Source organism: Streptosporangium becharense (assembly GCF_014204985.1).
Lineage (GTDB): Bacteria > Actinomycetota > Actinomycetes > Streptosporangiales > Streptosporangiaceae > Streptosporangium > Streptosporangium becharense.
The window spans coordinates 319,560-343,575 of record NZ_JACHMP010000001.1; the positions used below are offsets into that span (position 1 = coordinate 319,560).

Annotated in this window: 20 protein-coding genes; 8 read left to right on the forward strand and 12 right to left on the reverse strand. The window is 71.2% G+C overall.

What is annotated here, in order from left to right; translation table 11 throughout:
• Window positions 1-58: 58 nt before the first annotated feature.
• Window positions 59-814, forward strand: a complete 756-nt coding sequence (locus tag F4562_RS01465; RefSeq protein ID WP_184546339.1) for a metallophosphoesterase — start codon at window positions 59-61, stop codon at window positions 812-814.
• 87 nt (window positions 815-901) lie between these two features.
• Here F4562_RS01465 and F4562_RS01470 read toward each other — a convergent pair whose 3' ends face one another.
• Entirely contained in the window at window positions 902-1,393 is a 492-nt protein-coding gene (locus F4562_RS01470) for a winged helix-turn-helix transcriptional regulator (RefSeq protein ID WP_184546340.1), read from the reverse strand.
• 93 nt (window positions 1,394-1,486) lie between these two features.
• Here F4562_RS01470 and F4562_RS01475 point away from each other — a divergent pair, with 93 nt between their 5' ends.
• On the forward strand, window positions 1,487-1,984 hold the full coding sequence (locus F4562_RS01475) for a tautomerase family protein (protein ID WP_184546342.1): 498 nt from the start codon (window positions 1,487-1,489) through the stop codon (window positions 1,982-1,984).
• A 142-nt stretch (window positions 1,985-2,126) separates the two neighbouring features.
• On the opposite strand, the gene F4562_RS01480 is transcribed toward F4562_RS01475, so the two are convergent.
• The 3 genes from F4562_RS01480 to F4562_RS01490 form a co-directional block, all read right to left on the reverse strand.
• Window positions 2,127-3,935, reverse strand: a complete 1,809-nt coding sequence (locus tag F4562_RS01480; protein ID WP_311734218.1) for an alpha/beta fold hydrolase — start codon at window positions 3,933-3,935, stop codon at window positions 2,127-2,129.
• Window positions 3,936-4,094: 159 nt separating this feature from the next.
• Window positions 4,095-4,667 (reverse strand): TetR/AcrR family transcriptional regulator, encoded by a 573-nt coding sequence (locus F4562_RS01485; RefSeq protein WP_184546343.1) that lies wholly within the window; start codon window positions 4,665-4,667, stop codon window positions 4,095-4,097.
• A gap of 49 nt (window positions 4,668-4,716) precedes the next feature.
• Entirely contained in the window at window positions 4,717-5,673 is a 957-nt protein-coding gene (locus F4562_RS01490; protein ID WP_184546344.1) for an AraC family transcriptional regulator, read from the reverse strand.
• Between the two features lie 311 nt (window positions 5,674-5,984).
• Between F4562_RS01490 and F4562_RS01495 the strand changes: the two genes are divergently transcribed.
• Genes F4562_RS01495 through F4562_RS01510 form a run of 4 tightly spaced genes read left to right on the forward strand, consistent with a single transcriptional unit; the run spans window position 5,985 to window position 11,780 of the window.
• The gene (locus tag F4562_RS01495) at window positions 5,985-7,277 is read left to right on the forward strand and encodes an ABC transporter substrate-binding protein (protein WP_184546345.1); all 1,293 of its coding nucleotides are present in this window, start codon (window positions 5,985-5,987) and stop codon (window positions 7,275-7,277) included.
• Window positions 7,274-8,230 (forward strand): carbohydrate ABC transporter permease, encoded by a 957-nt coding sequence (locus F4562_RS01500; RefSeq protein WP_221207695.1) that lies wholly within the window; start codon window positions 7,274-7,276, stop codon window positions 8,228-8,230. The genes F4562_RS01495 and F4562_RS01500 overlap by 4 nt, the downstream gene beginning before the upstream one ends.
• 35 nt (window positions 8,231-8,265) lie before the next feature.
• The gene (locus F4562_RS01505; protein ID WP_221207696.1) at window positions 8,266-9,093 is read left to right on the forward strand and encodes a carbohydrate ABC transporter permease; all 828 of its coding nucleotides are present in this window, start codon (window positions 8,266-8,268) and stop codon (window positions 9,091-9,093) included.
• A gap of 20 nt (window positions 9,094-9,113) precedes the next feature.
• Window positions 9,114-11,780: a glycoside hydrolase family 78 protein gene (locus F4562_RS01510; protein WP_184546346.1), complete on the forward strand. Its 2,667-nt coding sequence runs from the start codon at window positions 9,114-9,116 to the stop codon at window positions 11,778-11,780.
• Between the two features lie 118 nt (window positions 11,781-11,898).
• Here F4562_RS01510 and F4562_RS01515 read toward each other — a convergent pair whose 3' ends face one another.
• From F4562_RS01515 to F4562_RS01535, 5 genes are read right to left on the reverse strand one after another with little or no spacing between them, the layout of a single operon-like run.
• A complete protein-coding gene (locus F4562_RS01515; RefSeq protein ID WP_221207697.1) occupies window positions 11,899-12,084 on the reverse strand; it encodes a hypothetical protein in 186 nt (61 codons plus the stop codon).
• Window positions 12,081-13,166: an S-(hydroxymethyl)mycothiol dehydrogenase gene (locus F4562_RS01520; protein WP_184546347.1), complete on the reverse strand. Its 1,086-nt coding sequence runs from the start codon at window positions 13,164-13,166 to the stop codon at window positions 12,081-12,083. Before F4562_RS01520 ends, F4562_RS01515 begins: the two co-directional genes overlap by 4 nt.
• Window positions 13,163-14,362, reverse strand: coding sequence for a cytochrome P450 (locus F4562_RS01525; RefSeq protein ID WP_184546348.1), 1,200 nt, complete (start codon window positions 14,360-14,362; stop codon window positions 13,163-13,165). The genes F4562_RS01520 and F4562_RS01525 overlap by 4 nt, the downstream gene beginning before the upstream one ends.
• Window positions 14,363-14,373: 11 nt before the next feature.
• Window positions 14,374-15,306: a PDR/VanB family oxidoreductase gene (locus F4562_RS01530; RefSeq protein ID WP_184546349.1), complete on the reverse strand. Its 933-nt coding sequence runs from the start codon at window positions 15,304-15,306 to the stop codon at window positions 14,374-14,376.
• Window positions 15,303-16,622 (reverse strand): MFS transporter, encoded by a 1,320-nt coding sequence (locus F4562_RS01535; RefSeq protein ID WP_184546350.1) that lies wholly within the window; start codon window positions 16,620-16,622, stop codon window positions 15,303-15,305. The genes F4562_RS01530 and F4562_RS01535 overlap by 4 nt, the downstream gene beginning before the upstream one ends.
• A 127-nt stretch (window positions 16,623-16,749) precedes the next feature.
• Between F4562_RS01535 and F4562_RS01540 the strand changes: the two genes are divergently transcribed.
• Together F4562_RS01540 and F4562_RS01545 are read left to right on the forward strand one after the other, a co-directional pair.
• Window positions 16,750-17,508, forward strand: a complete 759-nt coding sequence (locus F4562_RS01540) for an IclR family transcriptional regulator (protein WP_184546352.1) — start codon at window positions 16,750-16,752, stop codon at window positions 17,506-17,508.
• A gap of 255 nt (window positions 17,509-17,763) precedes the next feature.
• Window positions 17,764-18,678: a LysR family transcriptional regulator gene (locus F4562_RS01545; protein ID WP_184546354.1), complete on the forward strand. Its 915-nt coding sequence runs from the start codon at window positions 17,764-17,766 to the stop codon at window positions 18,676-18,678.
• 46 nt (window positions 18,679-18,724) lie between these two features.
• Here F4562_RS01545 and F4562_RS01550 read toward each other — a convergent pair whose 3' ends face one another.
• The 3 genes from F4562_RS01550 to F4562_RS01560 form a co-directional block, all read right to left on the reverse strand.
• Entirely contained in the window at window positions 18,725-20,971 is a 2,247-nt protein-coding gene (locus F4562_RS01550) for a beta-glucosidase (protein ID WP_221207698.1), read from the reverse strand.
• Window positions 20,972-21,358: 387 nt separating this feature from the next.
• A complete protein-coding gene (locus F4562_RS01555; protein WP_184546356.1) occupies window positions 21,359-22,546 on the reverse strand; it encodes an MFS transporter in 1,188 nt (395 codons plus the stop codon).
• A 289-nt stretch (window positions 22,547-22,835) separates the two neighbouring features.
• Window positions 22,836-23,711 carry an AraC family transcriptional regulator gene (locus tag F4562_RS01560; RefSeq protein WP_184546358.1) on the reverse strand — a complete coding sequence of 292 codons (876 nt, stop codon included), beginning with the start codon at window positions 23,709-23,711 and terminating at the stop codon, window positions 22,836-22,838.
• Between the last annotated feature and the right edge of the window lie 305 nt (window positions 23,712-24,016).

Here is a 24,016-nt window from a genome sequence, read left to right on the forward strand (position 1 = left end):
CAGACGCCGTCCGGCCGTCCTGGCTCACATCCCGCCACCGGACCGAAGGGACCCTCCGATGATCGTGATCGCCCACCTCAGCGACACCCACATCGACAGCGGGCAGCGCAGCATCAGGCGCACCCGGGCTGTCATGGACTACCTCGAGGACCTCCCCTACGACCTGGACGCCGTCCTGGTCACCGGTGACATCACCGACAACGCCCTACCGGCCGAGTACGAACAGGCCCGCCAGCTGCTGACCTCCCGGCATCCGGTCGTGATCTGCCCCGGCAACCACGACGAGCGCGCCGCGTTCCGGCAGCATCTGCTCGGGCAGCCGGCGACGACGGCCCCGATCAACCAGGCACACCACGCGGCCGGCTTCGTCGTCGCCCTGTGCGACTCCTCCGTGCCGGGCGAGGACAAGGGCTTCCTCGCGGACGAGACGCTGGCGTGGCTGGAGGACATCCTGGTCCGAGCCCCGGCCGGGGTGCCCGTCCTGGTCGGCTTCCACCACCCGCCGGTCCCGCTGCACGTCCCCTTCATCGACGGCATCCGCCAGTTCGGAGCGGAACGGCTCGCCGCGATCGCGGACCGCCACCCCAACCTCACGGCCTTCCTGTGCGGGCACGCCCACACCTCGGCGGCGACCACCTTCGCCGGACGGCCGCTGCTGGTGGCGCCGGGAGTCGTCTCCACCCTCCGGCTCCCCTGGGAGCACCGAGCCCACCCCGGGCACCACGTCCACCTCGACCAGCCGCCCGCGCTCGCCTTCCACATCCTGGACGACGAGGGACGGCTTACCACCCATCACCGGTACGTCAGCGACTGAGCACGTTGTCCGGGCGCGGCGAACCCGGCATGGACGACCACCTGCCCCGGTCCTCCCGTGGCGGACCCGCTGAGGATCCGCGCCCGGTCAGGCGCCGTCACGGAAGCGGGCACCCGGGCCAGGCGCACGGTAGATCGCTTCCGGCGGCAGGCGGGTGTGCCCCGCGGCGCATTCGAGAGTGACCCTGACCGGCTCCCCGCAGGTGGTCCGGTCATCGGTGGGCCGGTGCCGGACGATGACCGACGGCCCTTGCGCGTCGGCGAGGTGCTTGTCACCCCATTCCAGCAACGCGACCAGCGTGGGCCGCAGATCGAGCCCCCGGTCGGTGAGCCGGTACTCCAAGCGCTGCCGGTCACCCGGTTCCCGGTAGGGGACGCGCCGCATCACTCCCGCCGCCACGAGGGTGTCGAGCCGGGCGGACAGGAGGTTGCTCGCGATACCGAGGCGGGCCCGGAACTCCCCGAAGCGGCGCGCGCCGTCCAGCGCCTCACGCACGATCAGCAGCGACCAGCGTTCCCCCACCACCGCCAGGGCACGTGCCACCGAACAGTTCACCGGGTCGATACGTTGCGTCCGCACCGCTCGATCGTACCCACCTAAGTTGACAATCTCTACTCAGCCTCCGTAGGTTCACCGCTCTGAGTTTAAAAAATAAAATCAGGAGGACGGGCCATGCCCATGCTCGACGTGTACATCCCCGACGGCGCGCTCCGGCAAGAAGCCGAAGCGGCCCTGGTGAACCGGATCACCGAGATCCTGATCCGCCACGAGGGATTCGACCCCGCCGATCCGGTGACCAGGTCCGTCTCCTGGGTGTTCGTACACCGTCCGGCCGCCGTCTACGTCGGTGGAGCGCTCGCAGAGGCACCGCGCTACAAGGTCGTCCCGTCCGTACCCGAGGGACAGCTCGACGAGGAGAAACGGGCGGGCGTCGTCGCCGACGTCACCGAGGCGATCCTGGACGCCGAGAACGGTGCCTGGCCACGCGACCCCGGCCGGATCTGGGTGTTCCCCACCGAGATTCCCGAGGGCCACTGGGGCGGGTACGGTCAGATCAGGCCGCTCGCGGCGATCCTCGCCCGGCTCACCGGCCACGACGACGAGCGGGCCCGCGCGCTCGCGACTCAGCGCATCGCCACCAGCCGAGCCGAACACACCCGCCTGCCGTGACGGTGCCGGCGGTGCGGTTCGCCGGTCGATCCGGGCGAGTCCCGTCTTCCGCTCCGGCGAGGCCGCCCCACAGGTCTTCGACCTCGCCGAGCCGGCCACCGCCACCTCACCCCGAGCCCACAGGAGACAGATCGACACGGGCTCAGCCGGTCCGGACGCCGGTCCTCGCGGCGGCGGCCACGTGCGCGGGATGGGTGAGCTGCGGGTGGTGGCCGGCTCCGGGGACAACGGTCACCGGGACGCCGGGTATGCCGTTGATGAGCGGGGCGCGCTCGCCGGTGACGAGGTGGACCGGTACGGGGCAGGTGGCCGTCAGTGCCCTCAGTTCGGCGCGTTCGGCCGGGTGTTGCGCACGGTGGAGCCATCGCGCGGTGCGCCGCGCGACACCCGGCCGCCGCAACTGCGCGACCGCGTCGTCCACGGCGCGCAGCGCGGCGACGTCGGTGACGCCGGGGCCGAGCAGCGCCGTGCCGAGCCGCCGGGCCGGCGCGGTCCGCAGCAGGGGGCCGACCAGCGCCGGTGTGCGCAGGTGCCGGCGGGGGCGCCGCTGGAGGAAGTAGGGCGAGACGAGGACCAGGGCGGCGAGCCGTCCGGGGTGGGCGTGCGCGTAGCGCAGGGCGGGCGCGGTGGCCGCCGAGTGCGCGATGAGCACCGGCCGGGTCCGCAGGGGCGTGAGCAGCCCGGCGAGCCAGTCCGCCGGGCCGGCCGTGGAACGGGCGGAGCGGCCGAGGCCGGGCAGGTCGGCCACCAGGGCCGTGCCGTCCAGCTCGCCCAGCACGCCCTGCCAGGTTTCGGCGGTCAGCGGCAGGCCGTGGAGCAGGACGTACCCCGGAGAGAGGCGATCACCGGCGAGATAGGCCGGGGCGCCGGCGACCGGGTGGAATCCTCCGCTCAGGGGCGGCCGGGTGTCGCCGAACCGTTCGGCGACGAGCCGGTCGGCCCAGCGGCGCAGAGCGTCGTCCACCGGCGGGTGGCTGAGCCCGGCGGCGTCGGCCAGCGCGTCGGCCGACGAGGTGTCGTAGCGGTCTTCGGACAGGAAGGTCAGCGTCTCGGGGTCGACCCCGGTGAGCGCGCGGGGCAGCCGTCGCACCAGGCCGACCGGCACGACCGCGCGCGGCGCGCGCACGCCCAGGTGCCGCGCCAGGAGCGTGACCAGGTCGGGCAGGTGGGGAGTGGCGTCGTCCAGCACCCAGTGCGCGCGGTAGGGCTCATGGTCGTGCTCGGGGACGGCGGCCAGGAAGCGGGCGAGGTGGTCGACGGTGACCACAGGGACGAACGTACGCCGGGTGCCGGCGAGCACCGGGAGCCGTCCCGTCCACAGTCGCCGGACCATGTCGGCCAGCCCGAGGTACTGCCCGGCCTCACCGGTGACCGAGTGCCCGATCACGGTGGCGGGATTGACCACGGTCAGCGGAATCCCTTCCCGCGCCGCGACGGTCCGGACCGCCGCGTCCCCCTCGCGCTTCGACCCCTCGTACGCGCCGTGACGCCGGTACACCTCGGCCAGCCGGTCCTCGGGGGCGGGGTAGGGGAGCGTCTCGGCCCCGACGCGGTATCCGGAGATGTGGACCAGGCGCCGCAGGCGTGGCCGGGCACCGGCCCAGCGCACCACGTTCACCGCGCCGTCGACGTTGGCCCGCCGGGCCTCGTCGCGGCCCAGGCCGAAGCGGAACAGCGCGGCGGCGTTGAACACGTCCCGCACGGAACGGAGCCGGTCCTCCTCGCCCGGGGTGAGTCCGAGCCCGGGGCGGGTGATGTCGGCCGGGACGACGGTGAGCGCCTGATCGTCGACGCCGTGTCCGCGCAGCCAGGCGCGCAGGTCGGCGCCGCGGGCGGGTCCGCCCCGGACGGTCACCGCGACCGGCCGTCCCCGGGTGAGCAGTTCCGCCGTCAGCCACCGGCCGATGAGTCCGGTCGCACCGGCGACCAGGGTCTGGGGTTCCTCGATCACTGTCTTCTCCTAATAGATCGATCTACATATTCTTGGCGCAGGCGAACCGGCGGACGCGAGGGTCTTCCCCGTTCCGGCCGGAACGGGGTGCCGGTCACCGCGACGATCGCGCGCCGGGGCCGTCTTCCCGTACTGGCCGGAACGGGGCCGTGCGGCCCGTCAGGTGCCGAGCAGTGCCCTCACCGAACGCCGTGCCCGCTCGATCGGCGTCCGGCTGCGTCCGGCGCGGGCCAGCACGAGTGCCCCCTCGATCAGGGCGAGCAGGGAGCAGGCCAGATCCTCGGCGTGGCCCGGCGCGTGGCCGTCGGCGACCAGGCGGTCGACGAGCGCCCGCTGCCAGCCGTCGTAGACGTCCGCGCAGACCCGCTGCAACGAGTCGTTGGTGGCCGCCGTCTCCAGGGCGACCGTGGTGATCGGGCAGCCCTTGGCGTACCCGGCCTCCTGCATCCGGTCGGCCAGCGCGTCCAGCACCGCCTCGACCAGGGCCCCGGTGTCGGGGACGCCTTCGGCCACGTTCCTGATCAGGTCCTCGATCTCCCGGCCGGAGACGGCGAGGGCCTCCGCGATCAGCTGATCCTTGCCGCCGGGGAAATGGTGGTACAGCGAACCCCGGGGGGCCCCGCCCGCCTGGAGCATCTCGTTGAGCCCCGCGCCGAAGTAGCCCCGCGCCTCGACCAGCGAGCACGCGGCGTCGATCAGCCGTGCCCGGGTTCGATCTCCCTTGACCGCCATGACAGAAGAATAGACCGATCTACATAATCATGTCCAGGTAGGGAGGCGGTCACCCGCCGATCACGTAAGGCAGTCCCGCAGGCCGGGGTTCGCGGCGGAGCTCGCCGGATATCGTGACGGACCTGTGGGTGAACTTCCTGCGGTAGCTGGAGGGGTTCATTCCGAAGTGGGCCTTGAACCTCCTGGCGAAGTAGTTCGGATCCCCCCAGCCCACCTGCTCGCCGATCTGGGCGATCGGCTCCTCGCCGAGCAGCAGCAGGGTCGCGGCGACCTCCACCCGCTGCCTGGCCAGGTAGGCCATCGGCGGCAGCCCGGTCGCGGCCTTGAACAGGCGCACCAGGTATCCCGGCGTCAGGTGCAGGTGGCCGGCGAGCTCCGTCAGCGTCCAGTCGTGGGCCACCCTGCCCTCCATCAGCCGCATCGCCCGCACGACGGCCGGATGCGCGGGCCCGGCCGGTTCCTCGGCGTCCTGCCTCGTCTCCGCGGCGGCCCGCGCGAGGTTGCCGAGGAACACCGACAGGTGGCCGATGATGTCGCCGCGGTGGTGGGAGACCGGAAGCGCGCGCAGCCGCTCCAGCCCGTCCAGGTGGGTCAGACACGCGTCCAGGGCGTCGCCGGAGAGCCTGAGGGAAAGCGTCCCCCTGCGGCCCATCGAGTACGGGCCGGTCCACAGCAGGTATCCCAGCAGCGCGTCCTCCCTGCTCCAGGCGAGCTCCCGGTGCAGCAGCTCGACGCTGAAGCAGCAGTTGTACAGCTCCAGCCGGTCGCACTCCTCGTACCCGTGCCAGGCGCCGGGCCGCAGCAGGACGACGTCGCCGCGGCCCAGCGGTTCCCGCCCCGTCGTCGTGTGGTGGACGGCGCCGCCACCGGTGACCACCGCCACCTCGACGAAGCTGTGGGTGTGCGTGTGGAAGGAGCCTTGGTGGAGGTAGCGGCCGGCGTAGGCGAGTGAGCCGTCGGTGAAGTAGAGCAGACCCTCCGCCTCCGCCACCGGATCGTCATGCATGCGCGCACCCTACCCCTCCCCCGCCTCACCAGCCGAGGTTAATTTCGTGCTACCGACTGGCGAATAGCGGCCTATCCGCCCTGCCCCTCCAGAGGGCACCATCCACTGCAAGCACTGAGAAACCTGCCGGAAACATCCGGTGCCGGACTGCTGGCTCGCGCAGCCGATTAAAACGTTCCACCGTCGGGACCGCACGGAACGCCGTGCGGGTTCCTCCCGGCGGGAGGCGTTCGGGGGTTCGGCGGCTCACGTGCGCGGCCTTCGCCGCTGCGGCCGTCCAGCCAGTCCACGCAGAACCCCAGGGAGATGAAGTGAGACTCAAGGCATCGCTGACGCTGATCTCGGCGTCCCTCCTGCTGACCGCCTGCGGCGGCGGCTCGGCCGAGCCCGCCGCCGGCGGCCCGGTCACCCTGTCCTTCCTCGTGGACAAGGACAAGCTGACCCTCGACGGGGCCAAGGCGCTCGCCGACGCCTTCATGAAGACCGACTCCACCGTCAAGGTCGAGGTGGAGACGCGGCCGGGAGGCACCGAGGGCGACAACATCGTCAAGACCAGGCTCTCGACAGGCGACATGTCGGATGTGTTCTGGTACAACTCCGGGTCGCTGCTCCAGACGCTCAACCCGGCCCAGACCATGGTCGACCTCACCGGCGACCCGGTGCTGGCGAACGTGCACAAGGACTTCCTGCCGGTGGTCAGCCAGGGCGGCAAGGTCTACGGCGTGCCGGCCGGCGCCGGCATGGGCGGCGGCATCCTGTACAACCGCAAGGTCTACGACACGCTCGGCCTGAAGACGCCCACGACCTGGGCCGAGTTCATGGCCAACAACGAGAAGGTCAAGGCCGCCGGGATCACCCCGGTGATCACCACCTTCAAGGACACCTGGACCTCGCAGCTGTTCGTGCTCGGCGACTTCCACAACGTCCAGGCCCAGGTGCCGGACTTCGCGCGGGACTACACGGCCAACAAGGCGAAGTTCGCCGCCACCCCGGCCGCCCTGGCGGGCTTCGAGCACCTGGCCGAGGTGCACACCAAGGGCTACGCCAACAAGGGCTTCGGCTCGGCCACCGCCGAGGAAGGGCTCAAGATGCTGGTGGAGGGCACGGGTGCGCACTACCCGATGCTCAGCGCCATGCTGCCGCCCATGCTGAAGGACACCCCCCAGGTCGCCACCGACATCGGCTTCTTCGGCGTCCCGGGCACCGACCCGGCCAGGCACGGCGCCACCGTCTGGGAGCCGCCGGGCATCTACATCGCCAAGAGCACCGAGAAGCTGGAGGCCGCCAAGAAGTTCCTGGCCTTCGTCGCCTCGCCCGCCGCGGCCGAGGCGGTCGGCAAGGTCGTCCAGCCCGCCGGGCCGTACCGGGTCGAGGGTGCCGAGCTCCCGGACGACGCCATCCAGGTGGCCAAGGACCTGCAGGCCTACATCGACAAGGGTGCCACGACGCCCGCGCTGGAGTTCCTGTCCCCCGTCAAGGGCCCGGCCCTGGAGCAGATCACCGTCGCGGTCGGCTCCGGCCTGACCCCGCCCGCCGAAGGCGCGGCCCAGTACGACAAGGACGTGGCCAAGCAGGCCAAGCAGCTGGGACTCGAAGGGTGGTGACCAGGCACCGGCCGGACACCGGGGAGGCCGGTTCCCGCGCCGCCACGGTGGCCGGCCTCCCGGCGCGGCGCGCGCACCCCCGCGGCGTCCGGCGGAGGACCGGTCCCGCCTACCCGTACGCCCTCTACCTGCCGGCCGCCGTCGTCTACACCGTGATCTTCCTGATCCCGACGGTGATGGCCTTCTACTTCGCGCTGACCCGCTGGACGCTGTTCGACAGCGAGTTCGTGGGCCTGGACAACTTCCGCGACTTCCTGGCCGAGCAGAACCTGAGCATCGGCTTCCGCAACACCGTCGTCTACGCGGTGGTCACCAGCGGACTGAAGGTCGTGATCGGGCTGGGCCTGGGCGTGCTGCTGACCTCGAAGCTGCGGCTGCGCGCTTTCCTGCGCTCGGTGGTGTTCTTCCCGGTGCTGGTCTCCACGGTCGCGGTCGGCATCACCTTCAGCGTGCTGCTCAAGCCCGACACCGGCCTGGTCGACAAGGTCCTGGCCCTGGTGGGGATCTCCGGCCCGGACTGGCTCGGCGACGCGAGCACCGCGCTGCTGTCGGTGGCGCTGGTGGACGTGTGGAAGGGCGTGGGCCTGGCCACCGTCATCTACATCGCCGGCATCCTGTCCATCCCGCAGGACTACTACCAGGCCGTCGCGGTGGACGGCGGCGGCGCCTGGCACCGGTTCCGGCACGTCACGCTGCCGCTGTCCTGGCCGGCGACCTACTCGGTGATCATCCTGTCGTTCATCGGGGGCCTGCGCTCGTTCGACCTCATCTGGACGATGACCCGCGGCGGTCCCGGCTTCACCAGCGACGTCATCGCCTCGATCATCTACAAGCAGTACCAGGCCGGCTTCTTCGGCCTGTCCACCGCGGGCAACGTGCTGCTGTTCGTCGTCGTCACCGCCATCGTGATCCCGCTCAACTGGTTCCTGGGCAGAAGGCAGGTCGCCCCGTGAGAGGCCGCCCCGTGAAAGGTCCGGCGAGAGGCTCCGTGGGAGGCCTGCGCAGGGCCAGCGCCGAGGCCGCCGCGTTCGTCGTGGCCGCCGTCGTCTTCCTCGTCCCCTTCTCCTTCATGCTGCTGACGGCCGTCAAGGACGACAAGCAGGCCGCCGACCTGGACTTCTCCTGGCCGACCAGCTGGCCGGTCGTGGAGAACCTCGTCGAGGTGATCTCGGCACGGGACTACGTGCTGCTGCGCGCCTATGTCAACAGCACGATCCTCACCGTGGCGTCGGTGGCCCTGATCGTGGTGTTCGCGGCGATGGCCGGCTACGTCCTGCAGCGCCGGGCCGGGAGGATCGGCGCGCTGGCCAACTTCCTGGTGCTGTCCGGGCTGATCATCCCGCCCGCCGTCGTGCCGACCATCTGGCTGCTGCAGGCGCTGGGACTGTTCAAGACGCTGCCCGGGCTCATCCTGGTCGAGGTCGCCTTCGGCCTGTCGTACGCGGTGCTGCTGTTCCGCGCGTTCGTCGCGGCCATCCCGCGCGACCTGGACGAGGCCGCGATGCTCGACGGCTGCGGCGGGTTCACCCTGTTCTTCAGGGTGATCTTCCCGCTGCTCAAGCCGGTGACGATCACCGTGATCCTGACCCAGTCGGTGGCGATCTTCAACGACTTCGTCAACCCGTTGTACTTCCTGCCCGGCGACGAGAACGCCACCGTGCAGGTCACCCTCTACAACTTCCAGAGCCAGTACAGCACGCAGTGGAACCTGCTCTTCATGGACATCGTCCTGATCACCATCCCGCCGCTGCTGGCCTTCGTCTTCTTCAACCGCAAGATCGTCGCCGGCATGACCGCCGGCGCCGTCAAGGGCTGAGCGCAAGGAGCACCGCGCCCGTGACTTTCCTCAACGTCGCCGCACCCCGCTACGAGCACCACCGCCACCCCCTGGGCATCGGCGAACCCTCCCCGCGCCTGTCGTGGACGGTCGGCACCGGCCTGCTCGGCTGGGTCCAGCGGGCGTACGAGATCGAACTCAGCGACGGGACCGCGACCGGCCCGATCGAATCCGGGCAGTCGGCACTGGTCGGCTGGCCGGGAACGGCGCTGGCCTCACGCGAGCGGCGCGGGGCACGGGTGCGCGTGCACGGACGTGACGGCTCGGCCAGCGACTGGAGCCCCTGGTCCTGGGTGGAGACGGGGCTGCTGGAGGCGGCCGACTGGCGGGCGGCCGCGGTCGCGCCGCTGGCGGAGCTGCTGGGCCCGCCCGACGGCCCGGCGCTGCTGCTGCGGCGCGAGTTCACCGTGCGTTCCCCGGTGTCCAGGGCCCGTCTCTACGTCACCGCGCACGGCCTGTACGAGATCGAACTCAACGGCCGCGTGGTCGGCGACGACGTGCTCGCCCCCGGCTGGAGCAGCTACTCCCACCGGTTGCGCTACCGCACCCACGACGTCACCGGCCTGCTGGCCGAGGGCGGCAACGCCCTCGGCGCCACCCTGGCCGACGGCTGGTTCCGCGGCAAGGTCGGCTTCGAGGGCGGCAGGACCCGGCTGTACGGCGACCGCACCGCCCTGATCGCCCAACTGGAGATCACCTACGCCGACGGCACGACCGACCTGGTGGTCACCGACGAGAACTGGCGCTGCGCGTCCGGTCCCGTCACCGCCACCGGCCTGTACGAGGGCGAACGCCACGACGCCCGGCTGGAACGCCACGGCTGGTCGGCCCCGGGCTTCGACGACGGCGGCTGGCTGCCCGCCGACCCGCTGCCCCACGACCCGGCCCTGCTCGTGGCACCCACCGGTGAGCCGGTACGCCGGGTGGAGACACTCGGCCCCGCCGAGGTGCTCACCTCCCCCTCCGGGCGGACGATCCTCGACTTCGGGCAGAACATCGCCGGGCGGTTGCGCATCCGGGTCCGCGGCGAGGCGGGCCGCACCGTCACCCTGCGCCACGCGGAGGTCCTCCAGGACGGGGAGCTGTGCGTGCGGCCGCTGCGCGCCGCCCACTCCGTCGACGCCTACACCTTGCGCGGCGGCGACGTCGAGGAGTGGGAGCCGCGTTTCACCATCCACGGCTTCCGCTACGCCGAGATCGACGGCTGGCCCGGCGAGCTGGACCCGGCCGACGTGCGGGCGGTCGTCTGCCACACCGACATGGAGCGGACCGGCTGGTTCGACAGCTCCGACGACGCCCTGAACCGGCTGCACGACAACGTGCTGTGGAGCATGCGCGGCAACTTCGTCGACCTCCCCACCGACTGCCCGCAGCGTGACGAGCGGCTGGGCTGGACCGGCGACATCCAGGTCTTCGCCCCCACCGCGGCGTTCCTGTACGGCTGCGCGGGCATGCTGGGATCCTGGCTGGCCGACCTGGCGGCCGAGCAGGCCGAGCTCGGCACGGTCCCGGTCTACGTGCCGTGGATCCAGCTGCTGTTCCCGATCGAGCCCGTCGCCGCGTGGGGCGACGCGGCCGTCATCGTGCCGTGGACGCTGTACGAGCGCTACGGCGACCCGGAGCCGCTGCGCAGGCAGTACCCGAGCATGAGGGCCTGGGTGGACCAGTGCGCCGGGCGTGCCGGGGACGGCCACCTGTGGAACGAGGGCTTCCAGCTGGGCGACTGGCTCGACCCCGCCGCTCCCCCGGACCGCCCCTTCGAGGCGCGCACCGACCGTGCCCTCGTCGCCACCGCCTACCTGGCCCGTTCGGCCCGCCTGCTGTCGCGGGCCGCCGCCGTGCTGGGCGACGAGGAGGGGCGTCGGCGTTACGGCGACCTCGCCGACCGGGTGCGCGCCGCCTTCGACGCCGAGTACGTCTCGCCCTCCGGCCGCCTGGTCGGCGACTCCCAGACCGCCTACGCGCTCGCCCTGCGGTTCGACCTCGTCGCCGGGGCCGACCGCCGCGACCGGGCGGGCCGGCGCCTGGTCGAGCTCGTCCGCGAGAGCGGCCACCGTATCGGCACCGGTTTCGTCGGCACCCCGCTGATCTGCGACGCCCTGGTCGCCGCCGGTGCCCCCGACGACGCCTACCACCTGCTCATGCAGCGCGAGTGCCCGTCCTGGCTCTACCCGGTGACCATGGGGGCCACCACGGTCTGGGAGCGCTGGGACAGCCTGCTGCCCGACGGTTCGGTCAACCCCGGCGACATGACCTCCTTCAACCACTACGCGCTCGGCGCGGTCGCCGACTGGCTGCACCGCACCGTCGCCGGGCTGGCCCCCGCCGCCCCCGGATACCGGCGCATCCTGGTGCGTCCGGTGCCCGGCGGGGGCCTGCGCCACGCCCGCGCCACGCACCTGACCCCGTACGGGAAGGCGGAGGTGCGCTGGGAACGCGCCGGCGGTCGCCTCCGCGTCGAGATCGCCGTCCCCGCGGGGGCGACGGCCACGGTCGTCCTGCCCGCCGAGCCCGACCGGCCGATCGAGATCGGCGCGGGACGCCACCACTTCGAGTGCGCCTTCCGCGACGCCGCCGACGACCCGGTCGCCGAGCGGCCCGCCTTCTTCGGCCCGCCGAGCCCGCAGCCGGACGACGCCGCGAACCCGGTCGTCGAAGGCGCCTGAGGCGGACCCGAGAACACCGAGAGCAGGAGACACCACCGGCATGACAGCCGCCGAGCCGTACCAGGACGCTCACCATCCGGTCACCGAACGCGTCGAGGACCGCCCCTCCGGCCCGCGATCAGCTCGGTGACGGCCGCCACGTCGTGCGGGCGTCGAAGACCACGCGCTCGGTGTCGTCGCCGAGGACCCAGGCGTTGTTGTCGACGTCGAAGGTCTGGCCGTCCAGACTGAAGGTGCCGGAGGTGACGGTACGGTCGATTCGGGTACCCGCCGCAGGACCGCCGGCGACGGCTCCGGTGCTCACAGGACCACCACCGAGCGCAGCACCTCGCCGCGGTGCATCTTGGCGAAGGCGTCCTCGACGTCGCCCAGGCCGATCGTCTCGGAGACGAACCGGTCCAGATCCAGGCGGCCCTGCAGGTACAGGTCGATGAGCATCGGGAAGTCGCGGCTGGGCAGGCAGTCGCCGTACCAGGAGGACTTCAGCGCGCCGCCGCGGCCGAAGACGTCCAGCAGCGGCAGCTCCAGCGTCATCTCCGGGGTGGGCACGCCGACCAGCACCACGGTCCCGGCCAGGTCGCGGGCGTAGAAGGCCTGCTTGTAGGTCTCCGGGCGGCCGACCGCCTCGATGACCACGTCCGCGCCGAACCCACCGGTCAGCTCCCGGATCGCCTCCACCGGATCGCTCTGGCGGGAGTTGACCGTGTGGGTGGCGCCGAAGTCCGTGGCCCAGCCGAGCTTGCGGTCGTCCACGTCCACCGCGATGATCTTCGAGGCGCCGGCCAGCGACGCCCCCAGGATCGCCGCGTCACCGACCCCGCCGCAGCCGATCACGGCCACACTGTCGCCGCGGGTCACGCCGCCGGTGTTGATCGCCGCGCCGATGCCCGCCATCACCCCGCAGCCCAGCAGCCCGGCCACCGTCGCGGCCGCCGCCTGGTCGACCTTGGTGCACTGTCCGGCCGCGACCAGGGTCTTCTCGGCGAACGCACCGATGCCCAGCGCCGCAGACAGCTCGGTGCCGTCCTCCAGGGTCATCTTCTGCGTGGCGTTGTGGGTGTTGAAGCAGTACCACGGGCGCCCGCGCAGGCAGGCGCGGCACCGGCCGCACACCGCCCGCCAGTTCAGGATCACGAAGTCGCCGGGGGCGACCTCGGTGACGCCCTCGCCGACCGCCTCGACCACCCCGGCGGCCTCGTGGCCGAGCAGGAACGGGAAGTCGTCGTTGATCCCGCCCTCGCGGTAGTGCAGGTCGGTGTGGCAGACCCCGCACGCCTGCACGGTGACCACCGCCTCACCTGGACCCGGGGCGGGTATCAGGATGGTCTCGACGGACACCGGTCCGCCCTTGGCGCGGGCGATCACTGCCTGAGCTTTGTATGTCATCGGATCCTCTGTTCCAGGTGGACGCGGATGGGGAGCGATTCCCAGGCGCGCAGGGTGTTGTTGTGGTGGCGCCGGGGCGTCCCGGCGAGCTCGAAGCGGTCGACGCGGCGTGCCAGCGCGATCAGCAGTGCCTCGGCCTCCAGGCGGGCGACGTGCTGGCCGACGCACTGGTGGATGCCCATGCCGAAGCCGACGTGCCCGGAGGGGTCACGGGACAGGTCGAAGGCGTCGGGGTCGTCCCAGCGGCGCGGATCGCGGTTGGCCGCGGCGAGGAACATCAGGATCTTCTTGCCCTCGGGGATGATCTCATTGCCGATCGGGACGTCACGGTCCGCGGTGCGGAAGAAGGTCTGTACGGGCGATTGCCAGCGCACGGCCTCGTCGAACGCGACCCGCGCCAGGCCGGGGTCCTCGCGCAGTCGCCTCCACTGCTCGGGATGGGTGGCGAAGGCGTACAGCACGGCGGCCAGGCCGTGCACGGTAGTGTCGACCCCGGCCGACAACAGGGAGCGCACGACCAGCGGCGCCTGCTCGCAGGTGATGTCGCCGCGATCCGCCGCCGCCCAGATCTGCGCGCCGAATCCGCCATCGGCCAGAACCTCGCGCCGGCACTGGGCGTCGACCCAGGCCGTCAGCTCGCTCACCCGGGGATCGCCCTTGGCCACCAGGTCGTTGGCCGGGCCGAAGGCGTTGAAGAGGTGGTCACCGTAGGGCAGCAGGTTCTCCCGGCCCTCGCGGGGGATGCCGACCGCGTCGGGGAACACTCGCAGCGGGAAGGCCTCGGCGAGCGACGTGACCGCGTCGAATTCGTGCTCGGCCAGTACCTTCTCCACCAGGTCCTCGGCCTCGGCGGACCATCGCTCGCGCAGCCTGCGCAGTGCTCGCGGGCCGAGAATCCTGGTCAGGACGGCACGCGGGGCGTCATGCCGGGGCGGGTCGGCCTCCAGCAGCAGACTGGGCGGGCGCCACGGCTTCTCATGGCGGAAGTTGCTCAGTCCCACCCCGGCCCCGGACGGGAAGCTCTGCCAGTCGGCCAGCGCGGCGTGCACGTGCTCGTGGCGGGCGAGGGCGTAGACGTCGTAGCGGGGCAGGTGGACCACCGGGCCGGCCGCCAGCAGGGCGGTGTGCAGTGGTACGGGATCTTCCAGCACGTCATGGGCGAACGGATCTGCGTCCAGCACGGGCAGGGTGGTCATGGCGGGATCCTTCACAGGTCGAGGACAAGGCGGTCGGAGCGGGAGCGGGAGACGCAGACGAACATGCAGTCCCCAGCCGCCCGCTCGGCGTCGTCCAGCAGCGCGTCGCGGTGGTCCGGCTCTCCCTCCAGCACGCCGGTCTCGCAGGTGCCGCACAGGCCGTGCCGGCAGGAGGACAGCACGCCAACCCCGGCATCATTGATCGCTTGCAGGACGGACTGGCCGGGGGCGACCGTCACCGACAACCCCGAACGGCGCAACTCCACCTCGAACGGCTCGTCGCGGGCGGGTGTGCCCAGGTCCTTGGCCACGAACCGTTCGGTGCGCAGCGATCCGGCGGGCCAGTCCGCGGCCCGTCGCTCCAGCGCCTCCAGCAACCCCGCAGGACCGCAGCAGTAGACCCTGGTGCCCTGCGGTAGCCGATCGGGCAGGTCGAGCAGACCGCATTCGTCCTGCGGGGCGAGGGTGACCCGCTCGCCGTAGCGGGCCAGCTCGCCGGTGAACGCCATCGACGCCCGGGTCCGCCCGCCGTACAGCAGGTGCCAGTCCGCGTCCAGCAGTTCGGCCTGGTAGATCATGGGCAGCAGCGGCGTGACGCCGATGCCGCCGGCGATGAACAGGTACCGCTCGGACGGCGCGAGGGGGAAGTTGTTGCGCGGTCCGCCGATCGCGACCGTGTCGCCCTCGGCCAGCACGTCGTGGACGTAGGCCGATCCGCCCCGGCCGTCCAGCTCGCGCAGCACGCCGATCCGATAGGTGTGCGGGTCCCAGCGGTCGCCGCACAGCGAGTACTGGCGGGTCAACCCGTTCGGCAGGATGAGGTCGATGTGCGCGCCGGGCGTCCAGTCCGGCAGCCGCCCGCCGTGCGGGTGCTCCAGGGTCAGGGCCACTACGCCATCGGCCACCTGCGTCTTCGTCGCGATTCTCAGGTCCAGCGAGGTCATCGGTTCTCCTCGGTCGGGATGCGGAAGGCGCGCACCGCCAGCCCGCCGGTGACCAGGACCACGGCCACCAGCAGGTAGAGCAGCCCGGGTCCCCATCCGGCGTCCAGCAGCCACCCGGCCACCAGTGGGGACACGATCGCGCCGATCCTGCCGACACCGATGCCCCAGCCGACGCCGGTCGCGCGCACCTCGGGCGGGTAGATGGAGGGGGTCAGGGCGTACAGGCCGGCGACGCAGCCGTTGACGAACAGTCCGATCAGTACGCCCAGCGTGAGGACCAGGGCGTACGCCGAGGTGGCGGGCACGAACGCGGCCAGCAGCGCCGCCGTGGCGAGCGCGTAGCCGAGCAGTACGTGTTTGAGGGCGAATCGGGCGGCCAGCAGGCCGAGCAGGGTGGTGCCGAAGATGCCGCCGAGGTTGAGCAGCACGCCCCCGGTGATGCCCTGGGTGGCCGACATCCCGGCCTCCACCAGCAGTTTGGGGGTCCAGCTCGTGACGAAGTAGAAGCCGAACATGACGGTGAAGAAGCCCGCCCAGACCAGCAGGGTGTTACGGCGCTGGGTGCGGGAGAGGATCTGCCGGATCCGGGGCACGGGTTCGGCGGTGGCCGACTGCTCGGGCATCGATCCCAGTGCGGGCTGGCTCATCATGGCCAGCAGGGCGTTCAACCGGTCGAGCGCGCGCGGCGAGCGCTGGGTGAGCAGGAAGTCCAGAGATTCGGGCAGCCGCCACAGCACCGCGCCGACGAGCAGAGCAGTGGCGACGCCGCCGAAGGCGAACACCGACCGCCACCCCGAGGAGTCCTGCAACGCCACCGCGATGACGCCGCCCGCCGTGGCGCCGACGGCGTAGCCGGTGGAGTTGAGACTGACGGCCAGACCGCGCCAGCGCCGGTTGGCGTACTCGGCGGCGATGACGTTACTGCTGGCCAGGATGCCGCCGATGCCGATGCCGGTGAGGACGCGCAGCAGGCCCAACTGGACGGCGTTCTGGCTGACGGCCGAGAGCAGCATCCCGGCCGCGGCCACCCCCAGGCAGGCCAGGATCAGCGCGCGTCGGCCGATCCGGTCGGCCAGCGGCGCCAGCAACAGCGACCCCAGCGCCATTCCGACCAGGCCCGCGCTGAGCAGCAGTCCCAGTTGCGAGCCCGACAGGGACCACTCGGCCGACACCGCGGCGGAGGTGAAGGACATGACCAGGACGTCGAAGCCGTCCAGCACGTTCAGCAGGACGCATACGGCGATCGCTGACCATTGCAGGCGCGACATCGGGGCCTCGTCTATGCGGGCACGCAGCACCGCGGGAGGAGAGTGCATCTAACCGGCCTTTCGGGGGGTGGGTTAGCAGTCGATGATGAGCCGGTTACCGACGCCCTTCCACGGTGCATCCATTCAATGGACGACGCCGTGCCAGAACGGTCGGTGACCAGCGATGATGTGAGACATGGCCAGGTCATCCAGCGGCGAGTCGGTGCTGACACGCGCCGTGCGCATCCTTGAGGCGTTCAGCCCTCAGGAGCCGGTGCTGACGGTGAGCCAGATCAGCCGCAGGGCCGCGCTGCCGCTGGCCACCGCCGTCCGCCTGGTGGAAGAGCTGACCCGGCACGGGCTGCTGGCCCGGGACGAACAGCGCCGGGTGCGGATCGGGAACCGGCTGTGGGAGCTGGCCCAGCGGGCCTCGCCGATGCGCACGCTGCGGGAGACCGCGATGCAGTTCATGGGCGACCTGCACGGCGTGGTCGGCCACTCCGCGCAGCTCGGCATCCTCGATGGCGAGGAGGTGCTGTTCATCGAGCGACTCATCGCACCCGGCGCGGTCGTCACCGTCACCCAGATCGGCGGGCGACTACCGCTGCACGCCTCATCAGCGGGCCTGGTCCTGTTGGCGCATGCGCCAGCCGACGTCAGGGACCGGGTGCTGCGCGGACCGCTGCAGACCTACACCCCGCATACGATCACCGACCAGCGAGCCCTGCGCACGGCCCTCGCCGAGGTACGCCGGAACGGATTCGCCTTCTGCCCGGGTCACATCCGCCCGAACGCCACCGGGATCTCCGTACCGGTGCGGGTGGCCGGGCGTGTGGTCGCCGCCCTCGGCTTGGTGGTGCCCAACGATGAGCACGCCTGGTCATTGGTCCGGTCGCTGCAGATCACCGGGATGGCGCTCAGCCGCGCGCTCGACGTGCGAGCCGGTCTGCTGTAGCAGATCGAGCTGTGGCGGATCGGCTTTCCAGTGGCCGGTGACGTCCCGGGCGAACGTGGCGCCTCATCATTTGATCTCTCTCCGGATGGAGAGATGTCATCACACCCGGAGAACGTCCCGAGTGAGATGAGAAGCACGTTGCTGACCGGCCTCCGCCGCCTCTCAGACGACCGCGCTCGCTGTGGAGCACTGTGATGGATTTGAGAAACAGATAAGCTGCACGGACCCATTCATTCTGTGAATTCGGGAGGGTCTGTGGGCCTGAAAGACCTGGACCTGAATCTGCTGGTCACGCTGCACGCGCTGCTGGAGGAACGCAACGTCACCCGCGCCGGTCAGCGGATCGGGCTCAGCCAGCCCGCCACCAGCGCCGCCCTGGCCCGCCTGCGGCGACACTTCGACGACGAACTGCTCCTGCGCGTCGGCAACGGCTTCGAGCTCACACCGCTCGCCGCCTCGCTCGTCGACGCCACGGCGCTCGCGGTCAACGTCGTCGACCGGGTCTTCTCCGCCAAGCCCGACTTCGACCCGGCCACCTCCGACCGCGAGTTCGTCCTGGTCAGCTCCGACTACGCGCTGGCCCTCATCGGCGGAGAGCTCACGCGCACCCTGGAGCGCGAGGCCCCCGGCGTCCGCCTGCGCTTCCTGCAGATCAACATCCCGCGGGTCGACGACATCGACACCACCCTGCGCTCGGTCGACGGGCTGCTGATGCCGCACGGCTTCATCTCCACCCATCCGGCGGTGGACGTCTACACCGACCGGTGGGTCATCATCGCCGACCGGGACCACCCCGAACTGCGCCGCGGCATCACCATGGACCACCTGCGGGAGCTCCCGTGGGCGGTGACCTTCCACAGTCCGACGGGCATCGCCTCGGCCGCCCGGCAGCTCACCATGCTCGGCGTGGAGCCGCGGGTCGAGGTCGTCGTGGAGAACTTCCAGTCGCTGCCGTTCCTCGTCCCCGGCACCCGGCGCATCGCACTGATCCAGGAGCGGCTGGCCCGGCGCCTGGAGGGGCTGGCCGACTTCCAGGTGCTGCCCTGCCCGTACGAGGCGGTGCCGGTGATCGAGGCGTTCTGGTACCACACGGTCAACCAGGCCGACGCCGGGCACCGCTGGCTGCGCGAGGTCCTCGTCGACGTCGGGAAGCGGGTGGAGCGGCGCTGAGCCGCTCCACCCGCTTCCGGAACTCCGGGCCGCCCGGTCACCCGGCTCAGGAGATGCGGAACGTACCGGTGAGCGAGATGCCCCGCGAGGAGGTGCCGATCCGTACCGTGTACTGTCCGGACGGCGTGACCCACCGGTCCGCCGCCGCGTCCCAGTAGGACAGCGGGCGATTCGGCGCCGCCGGGTCCAGGACGACCTCCACCATCCGGGAGGCGCCCGGCGCCAGGCTCACCCGGGTCCACCCGGCCAGCCGCTGCGGCGGCTCGCCGGCCCGGGCCGGGAGTCCCAGGTAAACCTGGGCCACCTCGGTACCGGAGCGCGTTCCCGTGTTGGTCACCTGGAACCTGACCTTGATCGGCCGACGCCCGTCCGGCAAAGGCGGGGTGACGCTGAGCGTGCTGTAGGAGAACGTGGTGTACGACAGCCCGTGCCCGAAGGGGAACAGCGGCTCGATGCCCTGGTCGTCGTACCAGCGGTAGCCCACCTTGAGGCCTTCGGAGTAGTCCACCTGCCGGATGCTCTGGTCGCCCTCGGGCCGCTCCGTGCCGCCGCCGGGCAGCACTCCGGGGTACCGCCGGGGGGATCCGGCGGTCGGCAGATCTTCCAGTGAGGCGGGGAAGGTCTGCGGCAGCTTGCCCGAGGGGTTGACGTCGCCCCACAGCAGGGCGGTGATCGCGTTGCCCTGCTGGACACCGGGATACCACGCCTGCAGGACGGCCTCGACCTCGTCCACCCACGGCATCAGGACCGGCCCGCCCGTCTCCAGGACGGCGACGGTGCGCGGGTTGGCCGCGGCCACGGCCGAGATGAGCGCGTCGCCGTCGCCGTCCAGCGACAGGTCGGCCAGGTCGGTGAACTCGCCCTCGGTGTAGTAGCCGAAGACGACGGCCACGTCCGCGTCCGCTGCGGTCCTGGCCGCCTTGGCCGGGTCGCTTCCGTCGTCGAAGACGACGCGGCTGCCGTCTCGGGCCGCCCGTGCAGTGATCGCGTCGAGCGGCGCGACGGGTGCCGGACAGTCGACGTAGGTCCCGCCCGGCGGCAGGAACCAGGTGGCCGAGCAGACGGTGCTCGCGCTGACGCCGTTCGTCGGGTTGCGTGAGGCGGTCGGGCCGATCACCGCGATCGTCTGCCCACGTCCACCGAGCGGGAGGGCGGCGTCCTCATTCTTCAGCAGGACGCTGCCCTCTTCGGCCACCTGGCGCGCCACGGCCTGGTTGGCAGGTGTGGACACGTCGGCGGTCGCCGTGGTGGGCAAGGGCCGGTCGAAGAGCCCCGCGGTGATCAGTGCCCGCACGACGCGGAAGGCGGCGGTGTCGATCTGGACCGCGGTGATCTGACCGGCCGCGAGCGCGGCCTTGAGCTTCTCCGGTGTCCAGAAGGACGGTTTGTTCAGTTCCTGGTCGAGGCCGGCGCGCAGGGACGGGGCGGTTGAGGTGACCGCCCAGAAGTCGGAGACGACGAAGCCGCCGAACCCCATCTCCTTGTGCAGGTGATCGGTCAACAGGGTCGGGTTCTCGCACGAGTGGACGCCGTTGACCTGGTTGTAGGCGCACATCACCCCGCCGGGCGAGCCTTTCCTCACGGCGATCTCGAAGGGGAGGTTGTAGATCTCGTGGAGCGTCCTCTCGTCGATGTTCGACGAGCTGAGCGTGCGGTCGGTCTCCTGTTCGTTGCCGACGAAGTGTTTGAGGACGGACAGCACCGGGGCCTGCGGGCTGCCCTTCTGGATGCCCTGGATCTCGGCCGCGGCGAGAGTGCCGCTCAGCAGGGGGTCCTCGCCGAGGTACTCGGAGGTGCGGCCGTTGAGCGGCGTGCGCCCGCCGGCGATGCTCGGGCCGAGGAGAACGTTGCGTCGTTTGCGGAACGCCTCGTCGGCGAGCGTCCGGCCTTTGGCGGTGCTCAGGGCCGTGTTCCAGCTCGCCGCCTGTGCGATGGGCGCCGGGAAGGCGGTCACCCCGGTGTCGCCGCGAATCCCGAAAGGCCCGTCGGTGTAGGTGAGGGTGGGGGTGCAGGCGACCTGCGCGGGATAGACGACGCCGTCGGGGAATTCCGTCCGCTGCGGTTCCGCTGCGGGCTGCTCCACCAGCCAGCGCATCTTCTGCTCCAGGGTGGAGGCGTCGAGCAGCGCGCGTGCGCGCGCGTCGGCGGACTTGGCCGTGTCCATCCACGGGCAGGCGGGTGGGGCTGCGGTCGACGCGGCGGTCGACGCCGTCGTGACGTGCAGGACGGTGGCGGGGACGGCGAGGCAGAGGGCGAGCGCGATCCGTCTCCCGCGTCGTGTTCGGTGGTGCACCTGGTCCTCCGGAGCTGAAAGGGGCCGTGGGCCCCGGCAGGGATAACCACGAAACCGGCATCTGGGGGTTTCCGCCAGGTTTCGCACTCTGCACGGATCATCAACCGCCGGGTGAACATGGAGATAGGCCGAGATGAACCTCTTGCAGCACGGAATTGACATCGACGGCGACGATCCTGCCGACAGCGGATGTCGAGAACCCTGGTGATGCGTCTCGGTGGACTGTTGACCCCCATGGCGCTGGAGAGGCGACGGAAGGCGGCAGGGAGCCTCCGGATCTCCCTGACCGCATCCATGAAGCGCTTCGACGATCCGCCGGCGATCGAGGCCGTAGGGAGCCTGGCCTCGATCACCGAGTGCAGGTGGGCGACGTGCTCGTCGTTGTATCTATTCGGCCGGGACGGTGTTGAGCGGCGACGTCGGGACGGCCAGGAGCGTGGCGACGAGACCGGCCAGTACCAGCGTCGCCACGCCGATGATGGCCAGCGACGTGCCGAGCCCTCCGGTCGCCGCGGTCAGTGCGCTGACGAGCAGGGGGGATAGGAACTCCCCGAGGAACAGGGCGGCGGTCCACAGGCCGGTACCGCGGCCGCGCTGCGCGAACGGCAGCCTGTTGACCGCCCAGGTGACCAGGGTCGGCAGCAGCAGACCGGTGGCGAAGCCGGTGAGCACGGACCCCACCACGATCACAGGGACAGCCTCGGTGGCGAAGATCAGGAGCAGGCCAAGCCCGGAGAGGACGAACTCCACGACGAGCAGCACCTTCGCTCCATGAGTGGCGACCTTGGCGAACAGCCCGGCGCCGGCGGCGGTCGCCAGCGACATCAACGCGGTGATACCGCCGATGGCAGCGGTATCGGTGACACCCACACCGTCCAGGACGAAGGCGAGCTGGACGATCAACGTGTAGAAGACGACGCCTCCGCCCACGGTCACCAGGCTGGGGACGGCCATGATGCGCCAGGGCCATGGCTGCCGCGTTTCGTGCCGTGCTACGGCGGGCTGCCACAGGAAGATCCCCATGGGGATCGCGGCCAGCGCGGCGGCGCCGTACAGCCAGAAGGGCGTGCGCCAGCCGTCGGCTCCGAGCAGGCCGCCGAGCGCGAAGAAGACGGTCGCGGCGATTGTGGTGACCAGAGTCTGCAGGCCCAGGTAGCGGATGCGACGTGGACCGGACCAGTAGTCGGCGATCAGGGTGGTGCAGCATGTCATGATGGCCGCTTCGCATATGCCGACCAGCATGCGGCTGATCAAAATGGCCTGGATCGAGTCCAGGTAGAGGGGAGCGGTGCCGAAGATCGAGTAGGCGACCATGGTGACGATCAGCAGTCGCTTGCGGTCGAACCTGTCGGCGATGGCGCCGGCGAAGGGCGCGCCGAGCGCGATGAACAGCGCGGGGATGGTCAGGATCACCGGGACCAGGACGTCGGCGCCCGGTGTGGTGGCGAAGTGTTGGCTCATCCGGGGCAGAACCGGTGACAGCAGGACGGCGCCGAGCACAGGCATGCAGCTGCCGACGAGCAGCAGGACGAGCTGGGGGAATCCTGCCTGGCGGGAGGTGACCGGCGGGGACATGCGGCCTCGCTAAGTTACGGGGGATGTGGCACACATCACTGTGGGCATTGGACCCCGTATGCGGAAGACGGAACTTTCTGATACCAGCCATTCATCCCGTGGATTTCCCTACGGTGTGTGCCGGCTCCGGTCGCCGTTCTACCTGGTTGAAACGTCGCCGATGCCGCCCAGGCCGGCACGGGCATCGCGGTGCCGGCGGACGCGACGCGGTTGACGGCCGGGGAAGCGTTCAGGATCCGGATCTCGAAGAGGCGGCCTCGTGCCGGTGCTCCGCAAACCCGCGTCCGGGTCAGCGGGCGCAGCTCTCGCGGAAGCTCGTGGCGCTCATGCCGAAGTGTGCCCTGAAGCGGCGGGCGAAGTGGTTCTGGTCCGGCCAGCCGACCAGGTGCCCGACGCGGGAGATCGGGTGGTCGGTCTGCGTGAGCAGCATCGCCGCGGTCTCGGCCCGCAGGTGCGTGAGGTAGGCGATGGGCGGCATGCCGACGCTCGCCTTGAACAGGCGTATCAGGTAGCCCGGGGTCAGGAAGGACGCGTCGGCCAGTTCTCCGAGCGACCAGCCATGTCCGAGATCGCTCTTCATCAGCCGGATGACCTCGGTCACCGCAGGGGGAAGCACCGGTTCGGCCGTGCTGTGCGGACCGGTCCCGGCGCGGGTGAGCGCGCTGAGGAACAACAGGAGCCGCCCGACGAGATCGGCGCGATGAGTGGTCGCGGATTCGGTGGCCAGCTCGCGCAGGATGTCGAGATGCGCGACGCAGTCGGCCAGCGCCCGAGGGTCGAGAACCGGCTCCCGGCGGCCCGGGACCGTTGCACGCGGGCCGAATGGGGGAACATCCGATTCCGCCCGGCACGGCCCATCGTGCCCGTCACCGTCGCCGAACAGCCGGCACAGAAGCGGATCCTCCCTGATCCAGGCCAGCTCGCGCAGGAGCAGGCCGGGCCGCAGGCCACAGCCGTACAGCTCCAGCCGATCGCGCTCCTCATAGGCGTGCCGCGTGCCGGCGGGCAGGAGGATGACGCTGCCCGGCCTGACTCGGCGCGGTCCGGCAGGCATGCGGTGGACCGCTTCGCCCGCCGTGACGACGGCGATCTCAGCCAGGGGATGCGCGTGCGCGGACCCCGCCGCGGGTCCGGGTCGGAAGCGGCCGATCCGGAGATCGCGCATGCCGGTTTCCGGGCAGGCCGTCCGGGCGCTCCTGCCACGGATCCGGTGCGGAGCCACCCGGTGGCGCGCAGGTGAGGTGACCGGACGCCCGCCGCTCACGGGATCATCGTGCCCGGAGCAGGCGCCCGCCGCGGAATCCGTGGTGGCCGGAAGGAGCTCTCCGGAGAGCGGATCCGCCTCACCGGAAGAGCATGCGGGAAGCGCGTTCATCACCAGTCTCCTTTCGTGCGCAGGTCAGGGCTCAGAGCCGGCGGCGTGGACGGGTGACCGGGAAGCATCCGAGCTGAGGAGTGACCGGAGGAGGG